This is a genomic window from Vibrio sp. 10N.286.49.E11 (assembly GCF_041469505.1).
In the GTDB taxonomy this organism is placed as follows: Bacteria; Pseudomonadota; Gammaproteobacteria; order Enterobacterales; family Vibrionaceae; genus Vibrio; species Vibrio crassostreae_C.
On record NZ_JBFRKQ010000056.1, the window covers coordinates 21,015 to 40,434 of the forward strand.

Consider the following 19,420-nt stretch of genomic DNA (forward strand, 5'->3'; position numbering starts at 1 on the left):
TATCTGACAGTTAAAGGGAGCAAACTCGCCTAGTCTTTGCCTTGCAAAATTTCTACCCACGGTAAATCTGCATCACCGAGTACAATGAAGTTCGGGTTTTCTAGCGTTTCTCTTTCATTGTACGAAAGCGGTTCTAGTTGAGTACTTAAGATACGTCCGCCAGCTTCTTCAACAATGCACTGCGTTGCGGCGGTATCCCACTCTCCGGTTGGTCCAAGGCGCAGATAACAATCCACAGCGCCTTCTGCGACTAAACAGGCCTTAAGCGCTGCTGAGCCTAGAGGAACCAAATCATAATTCCATGCTGAGCTCATACGGCTAGTGATGCGATTGATGTCCTGGCGACGGCTGATCGCCATGGCGATTGACTGGTTTGGCAGCTCGTGACGATGCGTTTTGATTTTCACGCTGTCATTAAGGTCTGGGATCTTCCAAGCGCCTTTGCCACTGTAAGCGTAATAGCTCACACCTGAAACGGGTGCGTATACCACGCCCATCACTGGCTTGTTATGCTCGATTAGGGCGATAATTGTCGCGAAATCACCACTTCGTGCGATGAACTCCTGGGTGCCGTCCAGTGGGTCAACTAACCAGTAGCGATCCCATTGAGAGCGTTGCTCTAGGCTGATGTCGGCGTCTTCTTCGGATAATACGGGAATATCAGGCGTCAATTCACTGAGTTTTTTTAATATCAGCTTATGTGCTGCAAGATCGGCACTGGTTACTGGAGTGTCATCACTCTTAATGAACTCTTCGTAATCCTTTTTCTCGTAGATCTCTAAGATGAGTTGACCAGCAGAGCGAGCAATCTCAATGACAGAGGGTAGGAGGTGAGACAAATCTTTTGTTATTGGCATAAATGTTCTCTTACTCTTAGAGCGAGCCTGAATGTTCTAGTTATTGTTTAATACACGAAGGCTTAAAAGCAGGGCTGTAATACTCCGAGCCTCACAGAAATCGAGATGTGTTAACAGTTCTTCGGCTTGAGCAAGTGGCCAGCGCACAATATCGAGAGGCTCTGGCTCATCACCTTCTAGCTTTTCTGGGTAGAGGTCTTCTGCAATAAACAGCGTCATTTTGCTAGAGAAGTAAGAGGGTGCAAGGATCACTTCCTTCAGCGGAGTAAGCTTGTTGGCACCGAAGCCTATCTCTTCTTTGAGTTCGCGAACGGCGGCTTCGTTTGGCTGCTCACCTGGATCAATCAGCCCTTTTGGAAAGCCAAGTTCGTAGCGTTCAGTTCCCGCTGCATATTCACGTACTAGTAGAATATCGCCTTGCTCAGTAATAGGAACCATCATCACTGCGTTGCGCCCGCTGGGCTTCATGCGTTCGTAAGTGCGCTCTTCGCCGTTTGAAAAGCGTAAGTCGAGAGACTCGATAGAGAATAGTCTTGATTGAGCGACAGTTTGTTTAGCCAAAATCTCTGGCTTGGTCCTTTTCGTCATTGCGCTCGCTCCTTAGCTCATTGGAATTCTTTCTTATAAAGTCATTCTAATATAGGGGAAATGACCTTGAGTTCCTAGATCCGAGTTTTCATATCCGAAAATTATTGAAGCAGGAATCGATTACGATCACTTGAATACCTTACTTAAGATGGTAACGAGGTGAAAATATGGTTGTATAGCAAAAGAGTATAGAGAGAACGCGATAGTCCTAACTTGCTTATCCACATAACAAAAAAGGTTGATGCTTGCGCATCAACCTTTCAAATAACAACTAACACTAAATCAGTGATTAGTAGTAAGAGTGCTCACCACGATCGTGCTCAGTTGCATCACGAACAGCAGTCAGTTCACCTTCAAACTGTTGAAGAAGTTCTTTCTCGATGCCTTCTTTTAGCGTTACATCAACCATAGAACAACCGTTACAACCACCACCGAATGCTACAATAGCTGCGCCGTCTTCAGTGATTTCTACCAAGCTAACGTGACCGCCGTGACCAGCAAGTTGTGGGTTAACTTGTGTTTGAATTGCGTATTCAACACGTTCTAGAAGTGGTGCATCGTCTGCGACTTTACGCATCTTAGCGTTTGGTGCTTTAAGCGTTAGCTGAGAGCCCATTTTGTCAGTAACGAAGTCAATTTCAGCTTCATCTAGGAACGGTAGGCTTAGCTCATCTACGTATGCAGAGAAAGCTTCGAATTTAAGCTCTGTGTCAGACGCTTCGATAGCATCTGTTGGGCAGTAAGAAACACCACACTCTGCGTTTTGTGTACCCGGGTTTACCACGAACACACGAATGTTTGTACCTTCAGGCTGCTGTGACAGCAGATTGGCAAAATGAGTTTGAGCTGTTTCTGTAATAGTAATATTTGACACGACGAATACCTGAGTAGATTTGTAGGTTATTAGCGCCATTCTACTCCTGTCAGATTTGTAATTCAGCCCTTTTTTGTTGGATTGCTGTACAAGTAGTGATTCACAGCTTTTATCCAGAGGGCTCAGGAGTGCGGCAGATGCAGTAAATATCAATCCTTTTAACGTCCACTTCAAGTAGTAATTGGCATAATTGATACACAGTACTGCCGGTGGTTACAACATCATCAATTATCGCGACGTGAGAGGGGATAGTTCCTTGAACGTCTTGTTTTCGCAGCGCAAAAGCGCTCTTTAGATTGTGTAATCGTGCGGATTTAGTCAGCCCCTGCTGGGAAGCCGTTGAGCGAATTCGACGAAAGAGCACATCACTTTCAACGCCAAGCTCTTGAGCCGTGTAGTCGGCTAGCAGCTTACTTTGATTAAAGCCGCGATGAGTATATCGACGCCAATGCAGCGGCACGCTGGTGATCAGCGGAGCAGGATATTCGATACGTGATGCCAATAGCTTAGATAGATCACGTGCAAACCAAAACTTATCAGCGTACTTCATTTGCTGAATGTAACCTGCTGTAGGGAAGGTGTAATCGCCGACACAGTAGAGGCGATGCCAAGGTGGAGGTTGAGATAAGCACTGTCCGCACTGCTCTACTGTGAGCAGTGTTTTTAAACCACATCGTTGGCAGCGTGGTACTGGCTGAAAGAGTTTGAGACAAGAATTGCACCATCGAGGATGTGTATCACTGGGCAGTTTATCAAGTTTGCACAGGTGGCATTGAGGTGTGACCAGACGTGGTGTGTGTTTTTGTAGCCAATCGGATAACATAGCTCGTGATGCTTTTGGGTTATGGTGTTCCTTTTGCTCACCATACTGAAAAGCGCGGATTATCGCTGATGGAAAAAGTAGGGAATATTGAGAATGAGTGACGCGTTATATTGGCATGTTTCTGGGCAAGGGCCTGATTTAGTACTGGTTCACGGCTGGGGAATGAACGGTGCGGTATGGCAACAAACCGTTAATGCATTACAAGCTGATTTTCGAGTGCATGTTGTCGATTTACCAGGGTATGGACACAGCGCGCACTGCCACGCTCAAGATCTTGAAGAGATTGCTCAGCAGCTTTTGGCCGAAGCACCAAAGCAAGCGATTTGGGTGGGTTGGTCACTTGGAGGCTTGGTCGCAACGCACATGGCTCTCCATCACTCAGATTACGTGAGCAAGCTGGTGACTGTCGCCAGTTCTCCCAAATTCGCCGCTGCAAAAGAGCCCGTGTTATGGCGAGGCATTCAGCCCAACGTATTAAGCGCATTCACCGAGCAACTGGTTGAAGATTTCCAAACCACCATCGAACGCTTTATGGCATTGCAAGCCATGGGCAGCCCTTCAGCAAGGCAAGATGTAAAACAACTCAAGCAAGCGGTGCTGTCTCGCCCGTTGCCGAACCCTGACTCATTATTGGCAGGATTAAAGATGCTGTCGGATGTCGATCTGCGTGAACAACTGCCTGAGATTTCAGTACCAATGCTACGCTTGTATGGTCGATTAGATGGATTGGTGCCAATCAAGGTTGCGAAAGACTTAGGCACAGCCTTGCCTCATACCGAGCAATACATATTTACCCAGTCTTCGCATGCACCGTTTATGACCGAAGCGGATGCCTTTTGCAGTGAGCTTGTCAGCTTCGCACAAAAATAATTGCTAAATATATATCCGGCTTGGTCGATATATAAGCTAATACCAATCACAGTAAGTAAGTGTTCAAAAATAGCGTAGGTAAAAGGCTTGAGAACAAGGCAGCTTTTTTTTGACAAGTAGTTTCGATAAGTAGTTATTCTACAATCAAAAAATTTAACGCCGTTATCGAGCATTTTAACAAGCTAGGATGATCAGTTATTTACTACGATTGGTATAACACCAACGTGTTGCATGATACTCAGACCTAACTCTCTCCAGAGCTGATTGCGCTAAGTTGGGCTATGCCTGTTGTGCGTTCTCGGTACAACAGTGTTATGGCAATATTGATGGGCGATTCTTGAGGAGAGTTCGCGATGATTGTGTCACCTGCAACTGCAGTGAGTGTGCCACTAATCGCCCCGTCCGTTAATGTGCAAACAGAGCAAGTTGCGCGTGATAATAGAGTCCGAGAACCTATTGCTCCCGCAGTAGCATTGGCGAGAACCAATGCAGAGCGTAAGGTAAAATCAGACGATAAACGAAGGCAGCAGTCGGCTTGGGATCCTTCAGACCATCCAGGTTATGAAATGGAGAACGAGTCAGAGGCCAATTCGGTTAGCCAAGAAGAGCCACAAGACCCTTTTGATAGGCTGTTCAGCTTATTGGCACTGAAAACATACAGTGCTGATCAAGGCAAAGGCTATACCATGCGTTTCCGCCTGCCAAAGCATGTTTTAGATGCGGCGATTCAGGAAGGACAGATGGAGAAACGACGTAAGGTCATAAAATATCATTATGGTCATGCTGTTGCGCCTCATGCTCCGTCAGAGATGTTGGTCGTATTATAATTATACTCTTCATACTTGAAGCTGCAGCGTTGTTAACTGCGTAAGTTCACCCTAATCACATAGAACCCCTATGCTCATAGGGCTGAACTTCATTCCTTTGTAGGGAAAAGGTTGCCTAGCTGCAACTCCAATTATTTTGAGTATAAACACGAAGAATACAACCAAGCTTCGATGTCTTTTTTGAACACATAATAAAAAACCTGCATACCCTAAGGGATGCAGGTTTTCTGTTTTAAGCACATCAGCTTTTTAGATGAGCTAATGGATTACTTTTTCGCTTTAGCAAAAGCGGCAGCGAATGCTCCACCCATTGCAGCGTTTTGTTGCGGCTCTTCACGACGGCGTTGGCCACCTTGCGAGTTTTGATTCGAGCGGTTTTGTGTGCGAGGTGCACTTGAACGTTGAGCACGGTTGTCTTGTCCCGGCTCGTCCTTCATACGCATGCTTAGTGCAATACGTTTACGCTGAACATCCACTTCCATCACCTTCACTTTCACGATGTCGCCCGCTTTAACCACTTCACGTGGGTCAGAGACAAAGCGATCGGTGAGCGCTGAAATATGCACTAAGCCATCTTGGTGAACACCAATATCAACGAAGGCACCAAAGTTAGCCACGTTCGATACCACACCTTCTAGAATCATGCCTGGTTCTAGGTCTGAAACGCTGTTTACGCCATCTGCGAAGGTTGCAGTCTTGAACTCAGGGCGAGGGTCGCGTCCCGGCTTATCCAGCTCCTTGATGATGTCGGTGACCGTTGGAACACCAAAGTTTTCATTGGTGTAATCAACCGCGTGCAAACCACGTAAGAAGTCGGTGTTACCTACCAGAGATTTGATGTCTTTGTGGTTTTTCTCGGCAATGGTTTTCACTACTGGGTAAGCTTCTGGGTGAACCGATGATGCATCTAACGGGTTCTTACCATCCATAATACGTAGGAAACCAGCACACTGTTCAAAGGCTTTTGGCCCTAAGCGAGCGACTTTCTTTAGCGTAGTACGTGCTTCGAAGCGACCATTCTCATCACGGAAATCCACGATGTTCTGAGCGATGGTGCTAGAAAGGCCGGCTACGCGAGTAAGTAGCGCGGCAGACGCTGTATTCACATCAACGCCTACGGCGTTTACACAGTCTTCGACAATCGCATCTAGGCGCTTAGCGAGCATAGTTTGGCTCACATCGTGTTGGTATTGGCCCACACCGATCGATTTAGGGTCAATCTTCACTAGCTCTGCCAGTGGATCTTGCAGACGACGAGCAATAGACACCGCACCACGAATTGATACATCCATGTTCGGGAACTCTTTTGCAGCTAGTTCAGACGCGGAATACACCGATGCGCCCGCTTCGCTAACAATGATCTTTTGCGCTTTTAGGTTGCCGCGTTTAATTACGTCAGCCACAAAGCTGTCGGTTTCGCGTGAAGCCGTACCGTTACCAATCGCAATCAAATCAACATTGAATTGACGAACCATCTGCTCAACCACGTGTGCCGATTTGTCGTATTGCTTTTGAGGTGGGTGAGGGTAAATAGTTTCTGTTGCCAAAACCTTACCGGTTGAATCCACGACAGCGATTTTCGAACCGGTACGTAAACCTGGGTCCAAGCCTAAGGTTGCTCGAGGACCAGCTGGCGCTGCCATGAGTAGGTCTTTTAGGTTGGTTGCGAATACTTCAATCGCTTCGATCTCTGCACGCTCTTTCATTGCGCCCATCAATTCAGTTTCCATGTGCATAGAAACCTTGATGCGCCATGCCCAGCTAATCACTTGCTTACGCCAAGCATCCGCAGGTGCGCTGCTTAGGGTAATGCCGTAGTGATCAGAGATAATGTTCTCACAGTATGAACCACGTACACCTTCTTCTTGCTCTGGGTCTGCGTTCATTGCCAGTGTTAAGAAGCCTTCATTACGGCCTCGTAGCATTGCAAGAGCACGGTGAGACGGCACTTTGCTGAGTGTTTCGTTGTGCTCGAAGTAGTCTTTGAACTTCTCGCCTTCTTGCTCTTTACCTGTCACTACACGAGCGACTAGCTCTGAGTTGCGTGTTAGGTGTTGGCGAATCTTTTCTAGTAGGTTTGCGTCTTCCGCAATGCGTTCCATGATGATCGCACGAGCACCATCGAGAGCAGCTTTGGTATCGGCAATGCCTTTATCGTTGCTGATGAAGTTCGCCGCTTCCGTTTCTGGATCGTGCTGTGGTTCATTCCACAGTGTGTCGGCAAGTGGTTCTAAGCCTGCTTCGATAGCAATTTGACCTTTAGTGCGACGCTTTGGTTTGTATGGCAGGTATAAATCTTCTAAGCGAGTCTTGCTGTCAGCCTGAGTTATATCACGCTCGAGTTCTGGCGTGAGTTTTCCTTGGTCTTGAATCGACTTAAGAATTGTTTGGCGACGATCGTCTAGCTCGCGAAGGTATGAAAGGCGGCTATCAAGGTTACGTAGTTGGGTATCGTCTAAGCCACCCGTAACTTCTTTACGGTAGCGGGCAATAAAGGGAACGGTGTTACCGTCGTCAATTAGGTTTACTGCGGCAGTGACTTGCTCAGAACGGACATTCAGTTCTTCAGCGATCAGTCGACAGATAGCTTGGCTCATCCGATGAATCTCTTATTTAATATCATGACAAATACATGGGGGTGAGCGTACGCTTTTTCTAGCTTTGGCTGTGTAATTATCCTGTCAGAAGTCGAATTTCCGTTTGTGATACCCGCTTTGTGCGAGATCTCTTACAAGTGATGTGAGACTAAGTCGCTTTAGACCGATGAAATCGTCTTGATGTTACACTAAGTTGCTGATTTTATTTGATTGTGTGTTTGTGGGCGTATTTCTCACCTGAAATGTTTTTTAAGACTATCTAGGAAACACGGCCATTTGCCGTAATATTTAACTTGTCGACAGGGAGTTGGCAGGAACAGGAAAAAGCCTAATGGACTAGGTATCTTCAGGATGAAGATTTGATTACTTAGGATGAGTGGTCAGCAAGGAAGTGATAATCTCTGGATGAGATTCGCCAGTCAGGATGACAGGCTAGAATGGACACCGCTAGGATGGCGATGAACAAAAAGGAAATTGGTTAAAGGATTTAGCCACTATCAAGGAAAGATGCAGGGAGCACCTTATCTCGAAGAGATAAACAGTAGCCGGATTGCTGCGATAGAGACTTAACCCCGCTAGGCGAAAGCCTTGCGGGGTTTTCTTTTATCTGGAGTTTGGGTTTGCTGAACACTCAGTTTATCGCTAAGTGTTTATTAAGTTTGGTTATTCGTTGTCTGCGTAGCGAATCGAGTTAATGAACCACTCTTTGTCGCCTTCCGGTGTTTTTACCGTAAACTCGTCATCTACTTCTTTCTTGAGCAGAGCTCTAGCCATTGGTGAGTCGATAGAGATATAGCCTTTAGCATCGCCGTAGATCTCTTCTGGGCCGACAATTCGAAACTTCTTAATTTCCCCATCATCATTCTCAATTTCGACCCAAGCACCGAAAAATACCTTACCTTCTTGTTGTGGCGAGTAATCCACGATCGTGACATCAGGTAGGAACTTTCTTAAAAAACGCACTCGGCGATCGATCTGACGAAGTAGACGCTTATTGAAGGTGTAATCTGCGTTTTCTGAGCGATCTCCAAGGCTTGCCGCCCAAGTGACTATCTTAGTAATTTCAGGGCGTTTCTCGTGCCATAAGTGGTCATGTTCTGCTTTGAGCTTGTTATAACCTTCTCGAGTAATAAGTTTGGTTTTCATAAATCTGACTTAATGAAATGATGATCTAAGATAGAATATATAGAAAGGCAACATACGTTAACAATTATTTAGGCGACTTTTTCTCCAATAATGTTACATTTTTAATGTCTTATACCAATATACAATTTACCAAGAATGCTTAACCTTAGGTTTAAGCTTTAATAGGTGGAACCATTACATGCAAGAAAACTACAAAATTTTAGTGGTCGATGACGATGCTCGTTTACGTGCACTGTTAGAGCGCTATCTGTCAGAGCAGGGCTTTCAAGTGCGTAGCGTGGCAAACAGTGAGCAGATGGACCGCCTGTTAACCCGTGAAAATTTTCACTTGATGGTATTGGATTTAATGTTGCCGGGCGAAGATGGTCTATCGATCTGTCGTCGTCTACGAAACGCAAACAACTCGCTACCAATCCTGATGCTTACAGCAAAGGGTGATGAAGTGGATCGCATTGTGGGCTTGGAAGTGGGTGCTGATGATTACCTGCCAAAACCATTTAACCCACGTGAACTGCTTGCTCGTATTAAAGCGGTACTGCGTCGCCAAGTCATTGAAGCGCCGGGCGCACCAAGTACAGAAGAGTCTGTGGTTGAATTTGGTGAATTCCGTTTGAACCTAGGTACTCGCGAAATGTTCCGCGGTGAAGAGCCAATGCCGCTTACTTCGGGTGAATTTGCGGTTCTTAAGTCCTTGGTAACGAATGCTCGTGAGCCAATGTCTCGCGATAAGCTGATGAACATGGCTCGTGGCCGTGAGTATTCAGCAATGGAACGTTCTATCGATGTTCAGATTTCACGTCTGCGTCGTCTAGTTGAAGAAGATCCAAGCAAACCTCGCTACATCCAAACGGTGTGGGGCTTGGGTTATGTATTCGTTCCAGATGGCAAAGCTGTGTAATTCAGCTTAATAAGCTCTACAGTAGCTTTATCGATTCTGTGAATCTTACGGGTCATCTCATTAATATGCGATGGCCCGTTTTCTATTCAGCACAATGGTTTAGAGTTATAGTCATATAACACTTTCTTTATCTTTCTACATCTCGGGTACCCCATGCGTATACGTAGCTCCTTTACTCAGTCGATAGTGCTTTTCTTAACGCTATTGGTCGCTAGCCAAATTTTTTCTTATTACGCGGTGTTTAACTATGCGTTGATGCCAAGTTTGCAGCAGTTTAATAAGATTTTGGCTCACGAGCTAAACCTGGTATTGGACCAAGGCAGTGATATCGAGATCGATGCGCCATTGCGTCAGCGTGTGCTTGAACAGCTCGGGGTAACCGTTCACGCCAAGGGCAGCGAAGCGGCGGGTGAGTATTACCATGCAGTCGCAATCGACCTGATGAGTGAGGAGATGACCAAGGAGCTGGGTTCTGAAACTGAAGTGCGGCTGATCTTGGGTAAAGAGAGCTATGTGCTTTGGATGGACATTGCGCAGTTACCCAACTCTTTAATTCGTATTCCGTTATCAGAGCTGCAAGAAGAGGATTTTGCACCACTGTTTCGTAACAGTCTGATCATGGCGCTGTTGATTGTCGCAGGTGGTTGGCTGTTTATCCGATTGCAAAACCGTCCGTTGATCGCGCTAGAGAAAGCGGCGCAAGGTGTCGGGCGAGGTGATATTCCACCGCCATTGCCAGTTCAAGGCGCACAAGAGATTCGCTCGGTAACTCGAGCCTTTAACCAGATGTCGAAAGGCATCCAAGAGCTAGAAGAAGACCGCGCCTTGTTGATGGCGGGTATCAGCCATGATTTACGTACTCCGTTAACGCGTATTCGCTTAGCAACCGAGATGATGTCGCCAGAAGACAGCTATTTGGCGGAAGGCATCATCAGTGATACCGAAGAGTGTAACGAGATCATCAGTCAGTTCATGGATTACCTAAAGCCTGTCGACCGAGATTCATTCCAAGCGGTGTTTGTCGATGATATTGCTCGTGAGGTATCGAGCTCTGAGGGTGGCTACGAGGTTCAGATTGAAACCGATATTCCAGAATCGATGAAGCCAGCGCTAGGTAATCCGATCGCGATGAAGCGTGCTGTGAGCAACTTGGTGGTGAATGCGCTGCGTTACGGTAATGGTTGGGTCAAGGTATCAACTGGTATGACGGCGGATAACAAGCTTGCTTGGGTGACGGTAGAAGATAACGGGCCGGGTATTCCACAAGACCAGATCGGAAAGCTGTTTGAACCTTTCACGCGTGGTGACACGGCTCGTGGTAGCGAAGGAACGGGCTTGGGCTTAGCAATTGTGAAACGTATCGTTAGCCAGCATCAAGGTGCTGTTGTGGTCAATAACCGCAGTGAAGGTGGCTTAAAAGCGCAGATCAGTTTCCCGGTTAAGCCCTAGTTATCATCGGTCCGTTTGATGACGATAAGTTCGGTTCGGGGAACGGTTAAGAGATCCCCGACTCGGTCATTCTTCCCTCTCCGAGGATGACGAATTGCTAACCATGGACTTTGATGATGAAAGTTTACTTTGATCGTCATTCCCTATCGTGAGGAACGAGCGAATAGGGAATCTCGCTCTTGCTTGATGAAAGTAACGCACACTAAAAAGGCTTCCTTGAGGAAGCCTTTTTTACGTTTGAATACGGTCTCAGTGTTAACTATGCCTTAGTGTTAACTACGCCTTAGAGTAAACATCGCGTTCACCCAACCAACGGTTGATGATCGCCTTAGCATTGTCTGGGTAGCTATCGTGAATATGACGCGCAATACGCTGCACTTCAGGTATCAAACGTTGGTCACGAATTAGATCGGCGATCTTGAAATCAGCCAAGCCAGTTTGTTTGGTACCGAGCAATTCACCGGGGCCACGGATTTCTAAGTCGCGCTGTGCAATCACAAAGCCATCGTTACTTTCACGTAGCACACCTAGGCGTTTCTGAGCGGTTTTAGACAGCGGAGAGTGATACAACAATACACAATGACTTGCGACCGAACCTCGGCCGACACGGCCACGCAGTTGGTGCAGTTGCGCTAGGCCAAGACGTTCTGGGTTCTCGATGATCATTAAGCTCGAATTCGGAACATCCACGCCCACTTCAATCACGGTTGTCGCAACCAATAGATGCAGCTTGTTCTCTTTGAACTCTCTCATCACCGCCTGTTTCTCGGCGGGTTTCATTCGGCCGTGCACCAAGCCAATTTTTACATCTGGTAGTTTGCGTTGCAGCTCTTCTGCAGTGTCGGCCGCGGCTTGCGCTTCTAATACTTCGGATTCATCAATTAGCGTACATACCCAGTAGGCTTGTTTGCCTTCATTGAGACACGCATTACGCACCCGTTCGACAATATCATCGCGCTTGGTATCAGGAATTGCCACGGTTTGAATTGGGGTTCGTCCCGGTGGCAGTTCATCAATAATCGAAGTTTCGAGGTCGGCATAGGCCGTCATTGCTAACGTTCGTGGGATTGGGGTAGCGGTCATGACCAACTGATGTGGGTAGTAGCCTTGCTTTGCGCCTTTCTCACGTAGCTCTAATCGCTGGTGGACACCAAATCGGTGTTGCTCATCAATGATCACTAAACCAAGGTTTTTGAACTCGACATGCTCTTGGAACAGGGCATGAGTACCGACCACCATTTGCGCTTCGCCACTGGCAATACGTGTTAGTTCAGTTTCACGAGCTTTGCCTTTGAGCTTACCTGCTAGCCATCCAACTTGAATACCCATTGCCTCAAACCAGTTGGCAAAGTTAATCGCGTGTTGTTCTGCGAGTAGTTCAGTGGGTGCCATAAGTGCTACTTGTTGACCGTGTTCCAATGCGCGAACCGCCGCCAGTGCAGCGACTAAGGTTTTACCAGAGCCCACATCACCTTGCACTAAACGCATCATAGGATGCGGCTTTTCCAAGTCAGCTTCGATCTCTTTGGTCACTCGTGCTTGGGCATTGGTTGGTGAAAACGGCAGCTGAGCCAGTAGCTTATCTTTAAGGGTGTTTACTGGAGGAAAAGGCATTGCCTTGTCTTGCTGCCCTTTGCTACGAACAGACAACATAGACAGGTTTTGAGCCAGTAACTCTTCCATAATTAGGCGCAGTTGCGCAGGGTGCTTGCCTTCATCAAACAGCTCTAGGTCAATGCCCGGGGGCGGCCTGTGAATGGTATGCAGTGCTTGTGCGAGGGTAATTTGGTGGTCGTATAAACCTGATGGGAGAAGCTCGTTAACTGCGGCCTTGTCGATTAGCTCTAAGGCTTGATCGGTAAGATTACGCAGCGTGACTTGTCTTAGCCCTTCGGTGGTTGGGTACACCGGAGTCAGATTGGCTTCAACGTCTGGCTGTTGCCTCGGCGCAAAGAATTTGTAGTCAGGGTGGACGATCTCAAGCCCCATATTACCGCGCTTGATCTCACCATAAGCATGCACTTGTTTGCCTTCGGCAAAGTTATTCTTCATGCCTGCAGTGAAGTTGAAAAAACGCAGTGTAATAGTGCCATTACCATCACTGATCTTTACTGCGAGCATCTTACGTTTACCGAAAATGGTATCGACGTGCATTACCTTGCCTTGCACTGCTGCCCATAAACCAGCATGCAGTTTTACGATTGGATAGATACGCGTTCGATCTTCGTAGCGCAAAGGCAGGTGAAATAGCAGGTCTTGTACATTGTTAAGCCCAACCTTCTCTAGTTTCTCTGCGACTTTAGCGCCGACTCCAGATAAAGAGTTGAGAGGGATAGCAGATAAAAGCTGTGACATAACAAGGCTCATAAACGTAAGAGAGATGATCTATTCAAGCATTTTACTGGATTTTTGTACAGGCAGGAATGGGAGGGAGCGCGGTAAATACTAGGATTACGGTTATAAAAATCCCCTTAAGCGATAAAGCATTAAGGGGATTTAAATTCTTGGCAAAACTATTATCAAGTTTAAACGTTAGTTCTTACGACGTCTTACTTTCAGCGCGTGTGGCATCACACGTAGCTTTTTCATAATACTTGCAAGATGAACACGATCTTTGGTGGTCAGCAAGATAGTCACTGTGTACAGGCGTCCATCACGTTCTTCAGTTGAAATACCGTGAATGTTCGAGCCTGTTTTCGAGATAACGTTAGTTAACTCAGCCAGTGCACCTTGGTGATTCTGCAGATCAACCTGAAGTTCAGCAGTGAACTCTTGGTCGTAATCGTCAGACCATTCAACCGCCATGTATTTGTCTGGTTCTTTCTGGTAACCACGAACGTTTGGACACGTTTCACGGTGAACCACAAGGCCACGACCTGGCGATACATGGGCAATGATGTGATCATCTGGAATTGGGTGACAACAGTTAGCGAACGTCAGTAGTAGACCTTCAGCACCACGGATAGCCAATTTCTTCCTTGGTGTGTCGCTGTTGTTTTCCACTTCAGTCAGTTCGTCAGCATCACCCAGTAGACGACGAGCAATAACGATACTCATCAGCTCACCAAGACCAATCGATGCCAGTAAGTCTTCAACATTGTCTAGGCGAAGATCAGACAATACGTGGTCGATATTCTCTTGGCCGATATCGCCAATAGAGTGTTCGCCAAGTGCATGATTCAGTAGACGACGGCCTAGCGTGATCGACTCTTCACGACGCATCGTTTTCAGAACCTGACGGATCTTAGTACGTGCACGCGATGTCACCACGTAGTTGAGCCATGCTGCGTTCGGGCGTGCGCCCGGAGCACTGATGATCTCAATGGTTTGGCCATTCTTCAGCGATTTGCTCAGTGGGTAAGGGTTCATGTCTACACGAGCACCTACACACATGTTGCCGACATCGGTATGTACCGCGTAAGCAAAATCGACCGCTGTTGCGCCCGCAGGAAGTTCGACAATGCGACCTTTCGGCGTGAACACAAAGATCTCATCAGGGAACAGATCAGACTTAACGTTTTCAATGAATTCGAATGAGTTACCCGCGCTTTGTTGCAGCTCAAGTAAGCTCTGCATCCAACGTTGTGCTTTAACCTGTGCGGTTGTGCCATTACTGCTGCGTGAGCCGTTGCCTTTGTAAGACCAGTGCGCTGCGACACCTTTGTCTGCCATTTGATCCATATCTTCAGTACGGATCTGAACTTCAACTGGCACCCCGTGAGGGCCGATCATTGACGTGTGCAGAGATTGGTAGCCGTTGGCTTTTGGTACCGCAATGTAATCTTTCATGCGGCCAGGGCGAGGCTTGTACAGGCTGTGAGCCTGACCAAGTACGCGATAACAAGTATCTGGGGTATCAACCACGACGCGGAAAGCGTAGATGTCCATAATGGTGTGGAAGCGCTGCTCTTTAGTTTTCATCTTGTTGTAGATGGAGAACAGGTTTTTTTCACGACCAAGTACGCGAGCAGGCAAACCGACCTCTTCAAGGCGGCCTTCAATTTCGCTATGGATACGTTGGATCATTTCCTTACGGTTACCACGCGCAGCTTTCACTACGTTTTTAAGTACGCGATAACGGTTAGGATAGAGGGCTTCAAAGCCCAGCTCTTCTAGTTCGGTCTTGATGTTATGAATACCAAGACGGTGAGCTAGTGGAGAATAAATCTCTAGGGTTTCACGAGCAATACGACGCTTTTTGTCAGGACGAAGTGCCCCAAGCGTGCGCATGTTGTGAGTCCGGTCAGCTAATTTGATCAAGATAACGCGGATGTCTTGCACCATGGCGAGAACCATCTTGCGGAAGTTCTCTGCTTGCGCTTCTTTGCGATCACGAAATTTAAGCTTATCCAGCTTAGATACACCATCAACCAATTCAGCAACGGTATTGCCAAATTTTTCCTCTAGATCTTCTTTAGTGACATCACAGTCTTCGATGACATCATGAAGCAGAGCAGCTTGCAGGGTTTCGATATCCAGACGCATTTCTGCCAGGATTCTTGAAACAGCTACAGGGTGGATAATGTATGGTTCACCGCTTGAGCGGGTTTGCCCTTCATGGGCGTCTCTCGCTACCACATAAGATTGACGCAGAGCCTCAATTTGAGGCTCTGTTAGGTATTCTTGGGCAACGTCTTTGAGGCTATCGAATAGATACAAATTAAAGGCCCGGAAGGTTAATTAGTTCGAATGACGCTTTTTGCGAATATGAGCTAACGAGTGTGAGCGATGCTGCTTACTGCTGCAAGTTCAGCCGCTTCTTGCTCTTGTTGCTCTTGACGTTCACGAGCATCTAGTACGTCTTTAGTGATAAGACCTTCTTCGATTTCGCGAAGAGCGATAACCGTTGGCTTATCGTTTTCTTCAGGCACTAGTGAATCTTTACCGCCAGTTTGCATTTGACGTGCGCGGCGAGCCGCAATAAGAACTAGGTCGAAACGGTTGCCAACTTTTTCAACAGCGTCTTGAACAGTTACGCGTGCCATGAGGACTCCAAATAGTAATTAACTAATAAATTTTTGATGACGAGAAAGTATACAAGTTTAACTAGATACTTTCTAGATCACCGTATACTTATCTCAATAGAAAATCTAGGGGATCTAGATTATTCCGCTAATAAAGCAGTAAGCATGCCGCTGTATTTCGCTGCTTGCTTATCTTCTTTTAAGCGTTCCGCACGAATGATAGCTCTGAAGTCCATTAGGGCTGCATCAAAGTCGTCATTCACGATCACATAATCATATTCTGCATAGTGAGAAATCTCTGATTTTGCTTCGCTCATGCGTTTCGCAATAACTTCGTCGCTGTCTTGACCGCGAACATTCAAACGACGCTCTAGTTCACCATTTGATGGTGGAAGAATGAATACACTCTTCGCTTGAGGCATTTGTTCACGGATCTGACGAGCACCTTGCCAGTCGATATCTAGGAATACATCGATACCGCGGTTTAGGTTTTCTTCAATCCAAACGCGTGAAGTACCGTAGTAGTTGCCGAACACTTCAGCGTACTCTAGGAATTCACCTTTAGTAATAAGGTCTTCAAAATGATGCTTCTCTACGAAGTGGTAGTGAACACCATTTTCTTCACCAGGGCGCATACCGCGAGTGGTGTGTGAAACAGATACCTTCATTGCGTAGGTTGGATTGGTTTCTAGCATTGCTGAGATCAAGCTCGACTTACCTGCGCCACTAGGTGCAGATACGATGTAAAGAGTACCTTTGCCCATCTGTATATTTCCACTGTTGGTTGGATTGAGTGAAGGCAATAAACCTACACTTTAAAAGATAGCACTGACTCTAATTTTTGTTCCGATGGCGCATCTACTAATTGTGCCGTTGGTTACGTCTATAAAGAGATAACGAGTAAAACTAATAGAAGCAACTGGTGAAAATTAGGTCAGAAAAATGGAGGCGAAGAGTAGCATATTTAGATGATTGAGAACAACTGGCTTGATCGTTATTTATTAGCGAATGATCTTCTCAAGGATCTTTGTATAAATGTAATGACTCGTCATCGGTACTTTTTTATGTGATCTGGACAAAATTTGTTGAAGTTTTAATCTCAATCCTTACAATCCGCGCAAACGATTAAATGCTGTATATATCTAGTGATATGGACTAGATGTTTCTACTACCGAGCCTACCTTGGTGACTACAGTTTTTAGTGTAGAGACCTCTCTATTCTCACAGCATTTGAATCACCAAATTCTTAATTTATTGCATAGGTTTTGTTGTGAGTACCGATTCCACCCTGAAAGCCCAGAACACCTCTGGCTCGCTTGATTCGATGTTTAAAATCACTGAAAGAAAAACCACGATTGGCACTGAGCTGTACGCGGGTTTCATTACTTTCTTGGCAATGAGTTACATTCTGGCGGTTAACCCAGCAATTTTGGGTGATATTCCAGGCATGGACAAAGGTGCCGTGTTTACTGCAACGGCTCTGTCTGCGGCAATCGCAACCCTAATTATGGGCATTTGGGGCAACTACCCAGTGATGCTTGCGCCGGGCATGAGCATGAACGGCTTCTTCAAAGGCTTACTATTAAGTGGTTCAGTCGCATTACTTTGGAATGAGGCGCTGTTCGGCATTTTCCTGTCAGGTATCCTGTACCTCGCGTTCTCGTTAACTAATATTCGTAAATCGATGATTGAATCGATTCCTGAAGATTTGAAGTTGGCGATTACGGTGTCTCTCGGACTGTTCATTGCTTTCTTAGGTCTTAAGAATGCGGGCATCATCGTTTCTAACCCATTCGTATTGGTAGGCTTAGGCGACATTTCCGATCCAAAAGTGATCATCGCTTATGTGAGCATCTTCATCGCACTGGGTTGTATGGTTCGCGACATCAAGCTAGCAACGTTCATCTCGTTCGTTTCAGCTATTGTGTTGACGATTCTTGCTGACGTCTTCATGGGTACTTCAAACGCACCAATCCCAGAGCAGTTCATTGCTATGCCACCAAGCATGGCTGGCAGCTTCGGCGCTATCTTTGATTTCTCTGCTTTCACGCCAGAGAAAATGTTCGACTTACTGTTCATCGTACTTATCTTCTTGATTGTCGATTTCTTTGATGGCTTGAGCACCATTGTCGGCGTTGGCCGTGATGCGGGTATTATCGATAAAGACGGCAAGGTGCCAAACGCGAAATCGGCTCTAGTAGCAGATGCGGGCGGTACTGTGATTGGCTCTATTCTTGGTACCACATCAATTACCGCATTCTCTGAGTCTGGCATCGCTTCTTCTCAAGGTGCGAAAACGGGCTTGGCAGCAGTCATGGTGGCTGGTCTGTTCCTAATCTCGCTATTCCTATACCCAATCTTCTCTATCTTCTCGGCTGCAATGGTTGCACCGGCGATGGTAGTGGTTGGCATCTATATGGTCGGTCGCCTTGGTCAGATTAATTGGGAAAAGAAAGAGTCACGCATTGCAGCCTTTTTTACCATCATGTTCACAGTGCTAAGCTTCTCTCCTGCGAACGGTATGGCGATGGGCTTCATCAGCTACGCATTCACAATGGTTGTGGCAGGTAAGCGCAAAGAAGTACACCCGCTTATCTACGGACTGTGTGTGGTGTTCTTAACTTACCTGATTCTGCTTTAAGGCTAATTAGTCACTAAGAAGTCGCTAAGTAAAAGACAAACAGATGGCTCTGCAGTGAATGCGGGGCCATTTTTGTATTTGTTGCTTTTTACCGTTGCTTCTTAATGTTGGTTACCGATGAGTTGATGGCGTTAGCCTAAAGTCGGTGCTTTGACAGTACGCGACTTATATTGATGCATGCTATTGTAGAGACTGGATTAATTATTTTTTGAAGAGTGACTATGCCTTCTCACTTACCTAAATCTTTTAGTAAGCCGTTTTTAAAAGTATTCCACATTATGGAAGCGGTATTGCTGGTGGCGATCACGCTCGCGACCTTGTTTGCGATGGTCGAAGAGTTCATGCATGTCTTCGCTGAACGCCGAGTGCAATTGACCGACATTCTGCTGATGTTTATCTATTTAGAAGTGTTGGCGATGGTTCAGCAGTTTGTGATGAACGGTAAGATCCCAGTGCGATACCCAATCTATATCGCGATGATGGCGATTGCTCGTTACATCACTTTGGGCATGAAAGAACTCGATGCGGTATTGATCGTTTGGTTATCTTTAGCGGCATTTATCTTAGCAGCAGCAACTCTGTTGATTCGAGTCGGTCACCATTACTGGCCATATGTCGATCTCAGAACTAAGCAGCCGGACGAGTAAATTTTTTGAGATCAAAGTCTTACAAATCAAGCCCGGCGACCTAGCTGGGCTTGAATTCAAGCCAACCGAACAAAAAAACATCAAATTGTCCAAATAACGCTTTACAAGCAGGCTCAGATCACCAAGAATGGCGTCGCTCTGTTCTCAGGGTTATTAAATGAAACATCCAGTTGTAAAGTAGAACCCTTAGTATTGCTTCATTGTTATTCTCAGTGTTTCCCTTAGCTTCATAGATACAT

At 46.4% G+C, this 19,420-nt stretch carries 16 protein-coding genes and 1 riboswitch; of the genes, 6 read left to right on the forward strand and 10 right to left on the reverse strand.

All coding sequences use genetic code 11. The annotated features are described in order from the left end of the window. Positions 1-29: 29 nt before the first annotated feature. The 4 genes from cysQ to AB4167_RS13010 all read right to left on the reverse strand — a co-directional run bounded on the left by cysQ (position 30) and on the right by AB4167_RS13010 (position 3,142). Positions 30-857, reverse strand: a complete 828-nt coding sequence (gene cysQ / locus AB4167_RS12995) for a 3'(2'),5'-bisphosphate nucleotidase CysQ (protein WP_017062477.1) — start codon at positions 855-857, stop codon at positions 30-32. A 36-nt stretch (positions 858-893) separates the two neighbouring features. Continuing rightward, positions 894-1,445, reverse strand: a complete 552-nt coding sequence (gene nudE, locus AB4167_RS13000; RefSeq protein ID WP_017062476.1) for an ADP compounds hydrolase NudE — start codon at positions 1,443-1,445, stop codon at positions 894-896. Positions 1,446-1,734: 289 nt separating this feature from the next. Then, positions 1,735-2,319 (reverse strand): Fe-S biogenesis protein NfuA, encoded by a 585-nt coding sequence (gene nfuA / locus AB4167_RS13005; protein ID WP_004741449.1) that lies wholly within the window; start codon positions 2,317-2,319, stop codon positions 1,735-1,737. 109 nt (positions 2,320-2,428) lie between these two features. Beyond that, on the reverse strand, positions 2,429-3,142 hold the full coding sequence (locus AB4167_RS13010; protein ID WP_170962812.1) for a ComF family protein: 714 nt from the start codon (positions 3,140-3,142) through the stop codon (positions 2,429-2,431). Positions 3,143-3,235: 93 nt separating this feature from the next. On the opposite strand from AB4167_RS13010, the gene bioH reads away from it, so the two are divergent. Beyond that, complete coding sequence (gene bioH / locus AB4167_RS13015) at positions 3,236-4,012, forward strand: pimeloyl-ACP methyl ester esterase BioH (RefSeq protein ID WP_017063077.1); 777 nt, start codon at positions 3,236-3,238, stop codon at positions 4,010-4,012. Positions 4,013-4,365: 353 nt separating this feature from the next. Continuing rightward, positions 4,366-4,839 carry a hypothetical protein gene (locus tag AB4167_RS13020; RefSeq protein WP_017066129.1) on the forward strand — a complete coding sequence of 158 codons (474 nt, stop codon included), beginning with the start codon at positions 4,366-4,368 and terminating at the stop codon, positions 4,837-4,839. A 266-nt stretch (positions 4,840-5,105) separates the two neighbouring features. Here AB4167_RS13020 and AB4167_RS13025 read toward each other — a convergent pair whose 3' ends face one another. Then, on the reverse strand, positions 5,106-7,436 hold the full coding sequence (locus AB4167_RS13025; protein ID WP_102428474.1) for a Tex family protein: 2,331 nt from the start codon (positions 7,434-7,436) through the stop codon (positions 5,106-5,108). Between the two features lie 663 nt (positions 7,437-8,099). Next, positions 8,100-8,582 carry a transcription elongation factor GreB gene (gene greB, locus AB4167_RS13030; protein ID WP_017062470.1) on the reverse strand — a complete coding sequence of 161 codons (483 nt, stop codon included), beginning with the start codon at positions 8,580-8,582 and terminating at the stop codon, positions 8,100-8,102. 178 nt (positions 8,583-8,760) lie between these two features. Between greB and ompR the strand changes: the two genes are divergently transcribed. Further along, positions 8,761-9,480: a two-component system response regulator OmpR gene (gene ompR / locus AB4167_RS13035; protein ID WP_008218409.1), complete on the forward strand. Its 720-nt coding sequence runs from the start codon at positions 8,761-8,763 to the stop codon at positions 9,478-9,480. 153 nt (positions 9,481-9,633) lie between these two features. Further along, a complete protein-coding gene (gene envZ / locus AB4167_RS13040; RefSeq protein WP_372112710.1) occupies positions 9,634-10,929 on the forward strand; it encodes a two-component system sensor histidine kinase EnvZ in 1,296 nt (431 codons plus the stop codon). Positions 10,930-11,205: 276 nt separating this feature from the next. Here envZ and recG read toward each other — a convergent pair whose 3' ends face one another. The 4 genes from recG to gmk all read right to left on the reverse strand — a co-directional run bounded on the left by recG (position 11,206) and on the right by gmk (position 16,657). After that, positions 11,206-13,284 (reverse strand): ATP-dependent DNA helicase RecG, encoded by a 2,079-nt coding sequence (gene recG, locus AB4167_RS13045; RefSeq protein WP_017062468.1) that lies wholly within the window; start codon positions 13,282-13,284, stop codon positions 11,206-11,208. A gap of 177 nt (positions 13,285-13,461) precedes the next feature. Further along, on the reverse strand, positions 13,462-15,588 hold the full coding sequence (gene spoT, locus AB4167_RS13050) for a bifunctional GTP diphosphokinase/guanosine-3',5'-bis pyrophosphate 3'-pyrophosphohydrolase (protein ID WP_017062467.1): 2,127 nt from the start codon (positions 15,586-15,588) through the stop codon (positions 13,462-13,464). A 53-nt stretch (positions 15,589-15,641) separates the two neighbouring features. After that, positions 15,642-15,914, reverse strand: a complete 273-nt coding sequence (rpoZ, locus tag AB4167_RS13055; protein WP_009848003.1) for a DNA-directed RNA polymerase subunit omega — start codon at positions 15,912-15,914, stop codon at positions 15,642-15,644. 119 nt (positions 15,915-16,033) lie between these two features. Continuing rightward, entirely contained in the window at positions 16,034-16,657 is a 624-nt protein-coding gene (gene gmk, locus AB4167_RS13060) for a guanylate kinase (RefSeq protein WP_017062466.1), read from the reverse strand. A 348-nt stretch (positions 16,658-17,005) separates the two neighbouring features. Continuing rightward, positions 17,006-17,105, forward strand: a riboswitch (purine riboswitch). A 58-nt stretch (positions 17,106-17,163) separates the two neighbouring features. Between gmk and AB4167_RS13065 the strand changes: the two genes are divergently transcribed. Together AB4167_RS13065 and AB4167_RS13070 are read left to right on the forward strand one after the other, a co-directional pair. Then, positions 17,164-18,534, forward strand: a complete 1,371-nt coding sequence (locus AB4167_RS13065) for an NCS2 family permease (protein ID WP_136981793.1) — start codon at positions 17,164-17,166, stop codon at positions 18,532-18,534. A gap of 221 nt (positions 18,535-18,755) precedes the next feature. After that, positions 18,756-19,181, forward strand: coding sequence for a phosphate-starvation-inducible protein PsiE (locus tag AB4167_RS13070; RefSeq protein ID WP_017062464.1), 426 nt, complete (start codon positions 18,756-18,758; stop codon positions 19,179-19,181). The last annotated feature ends 239 nt before the right edge of the window (positions 19,182-19,420 follow it).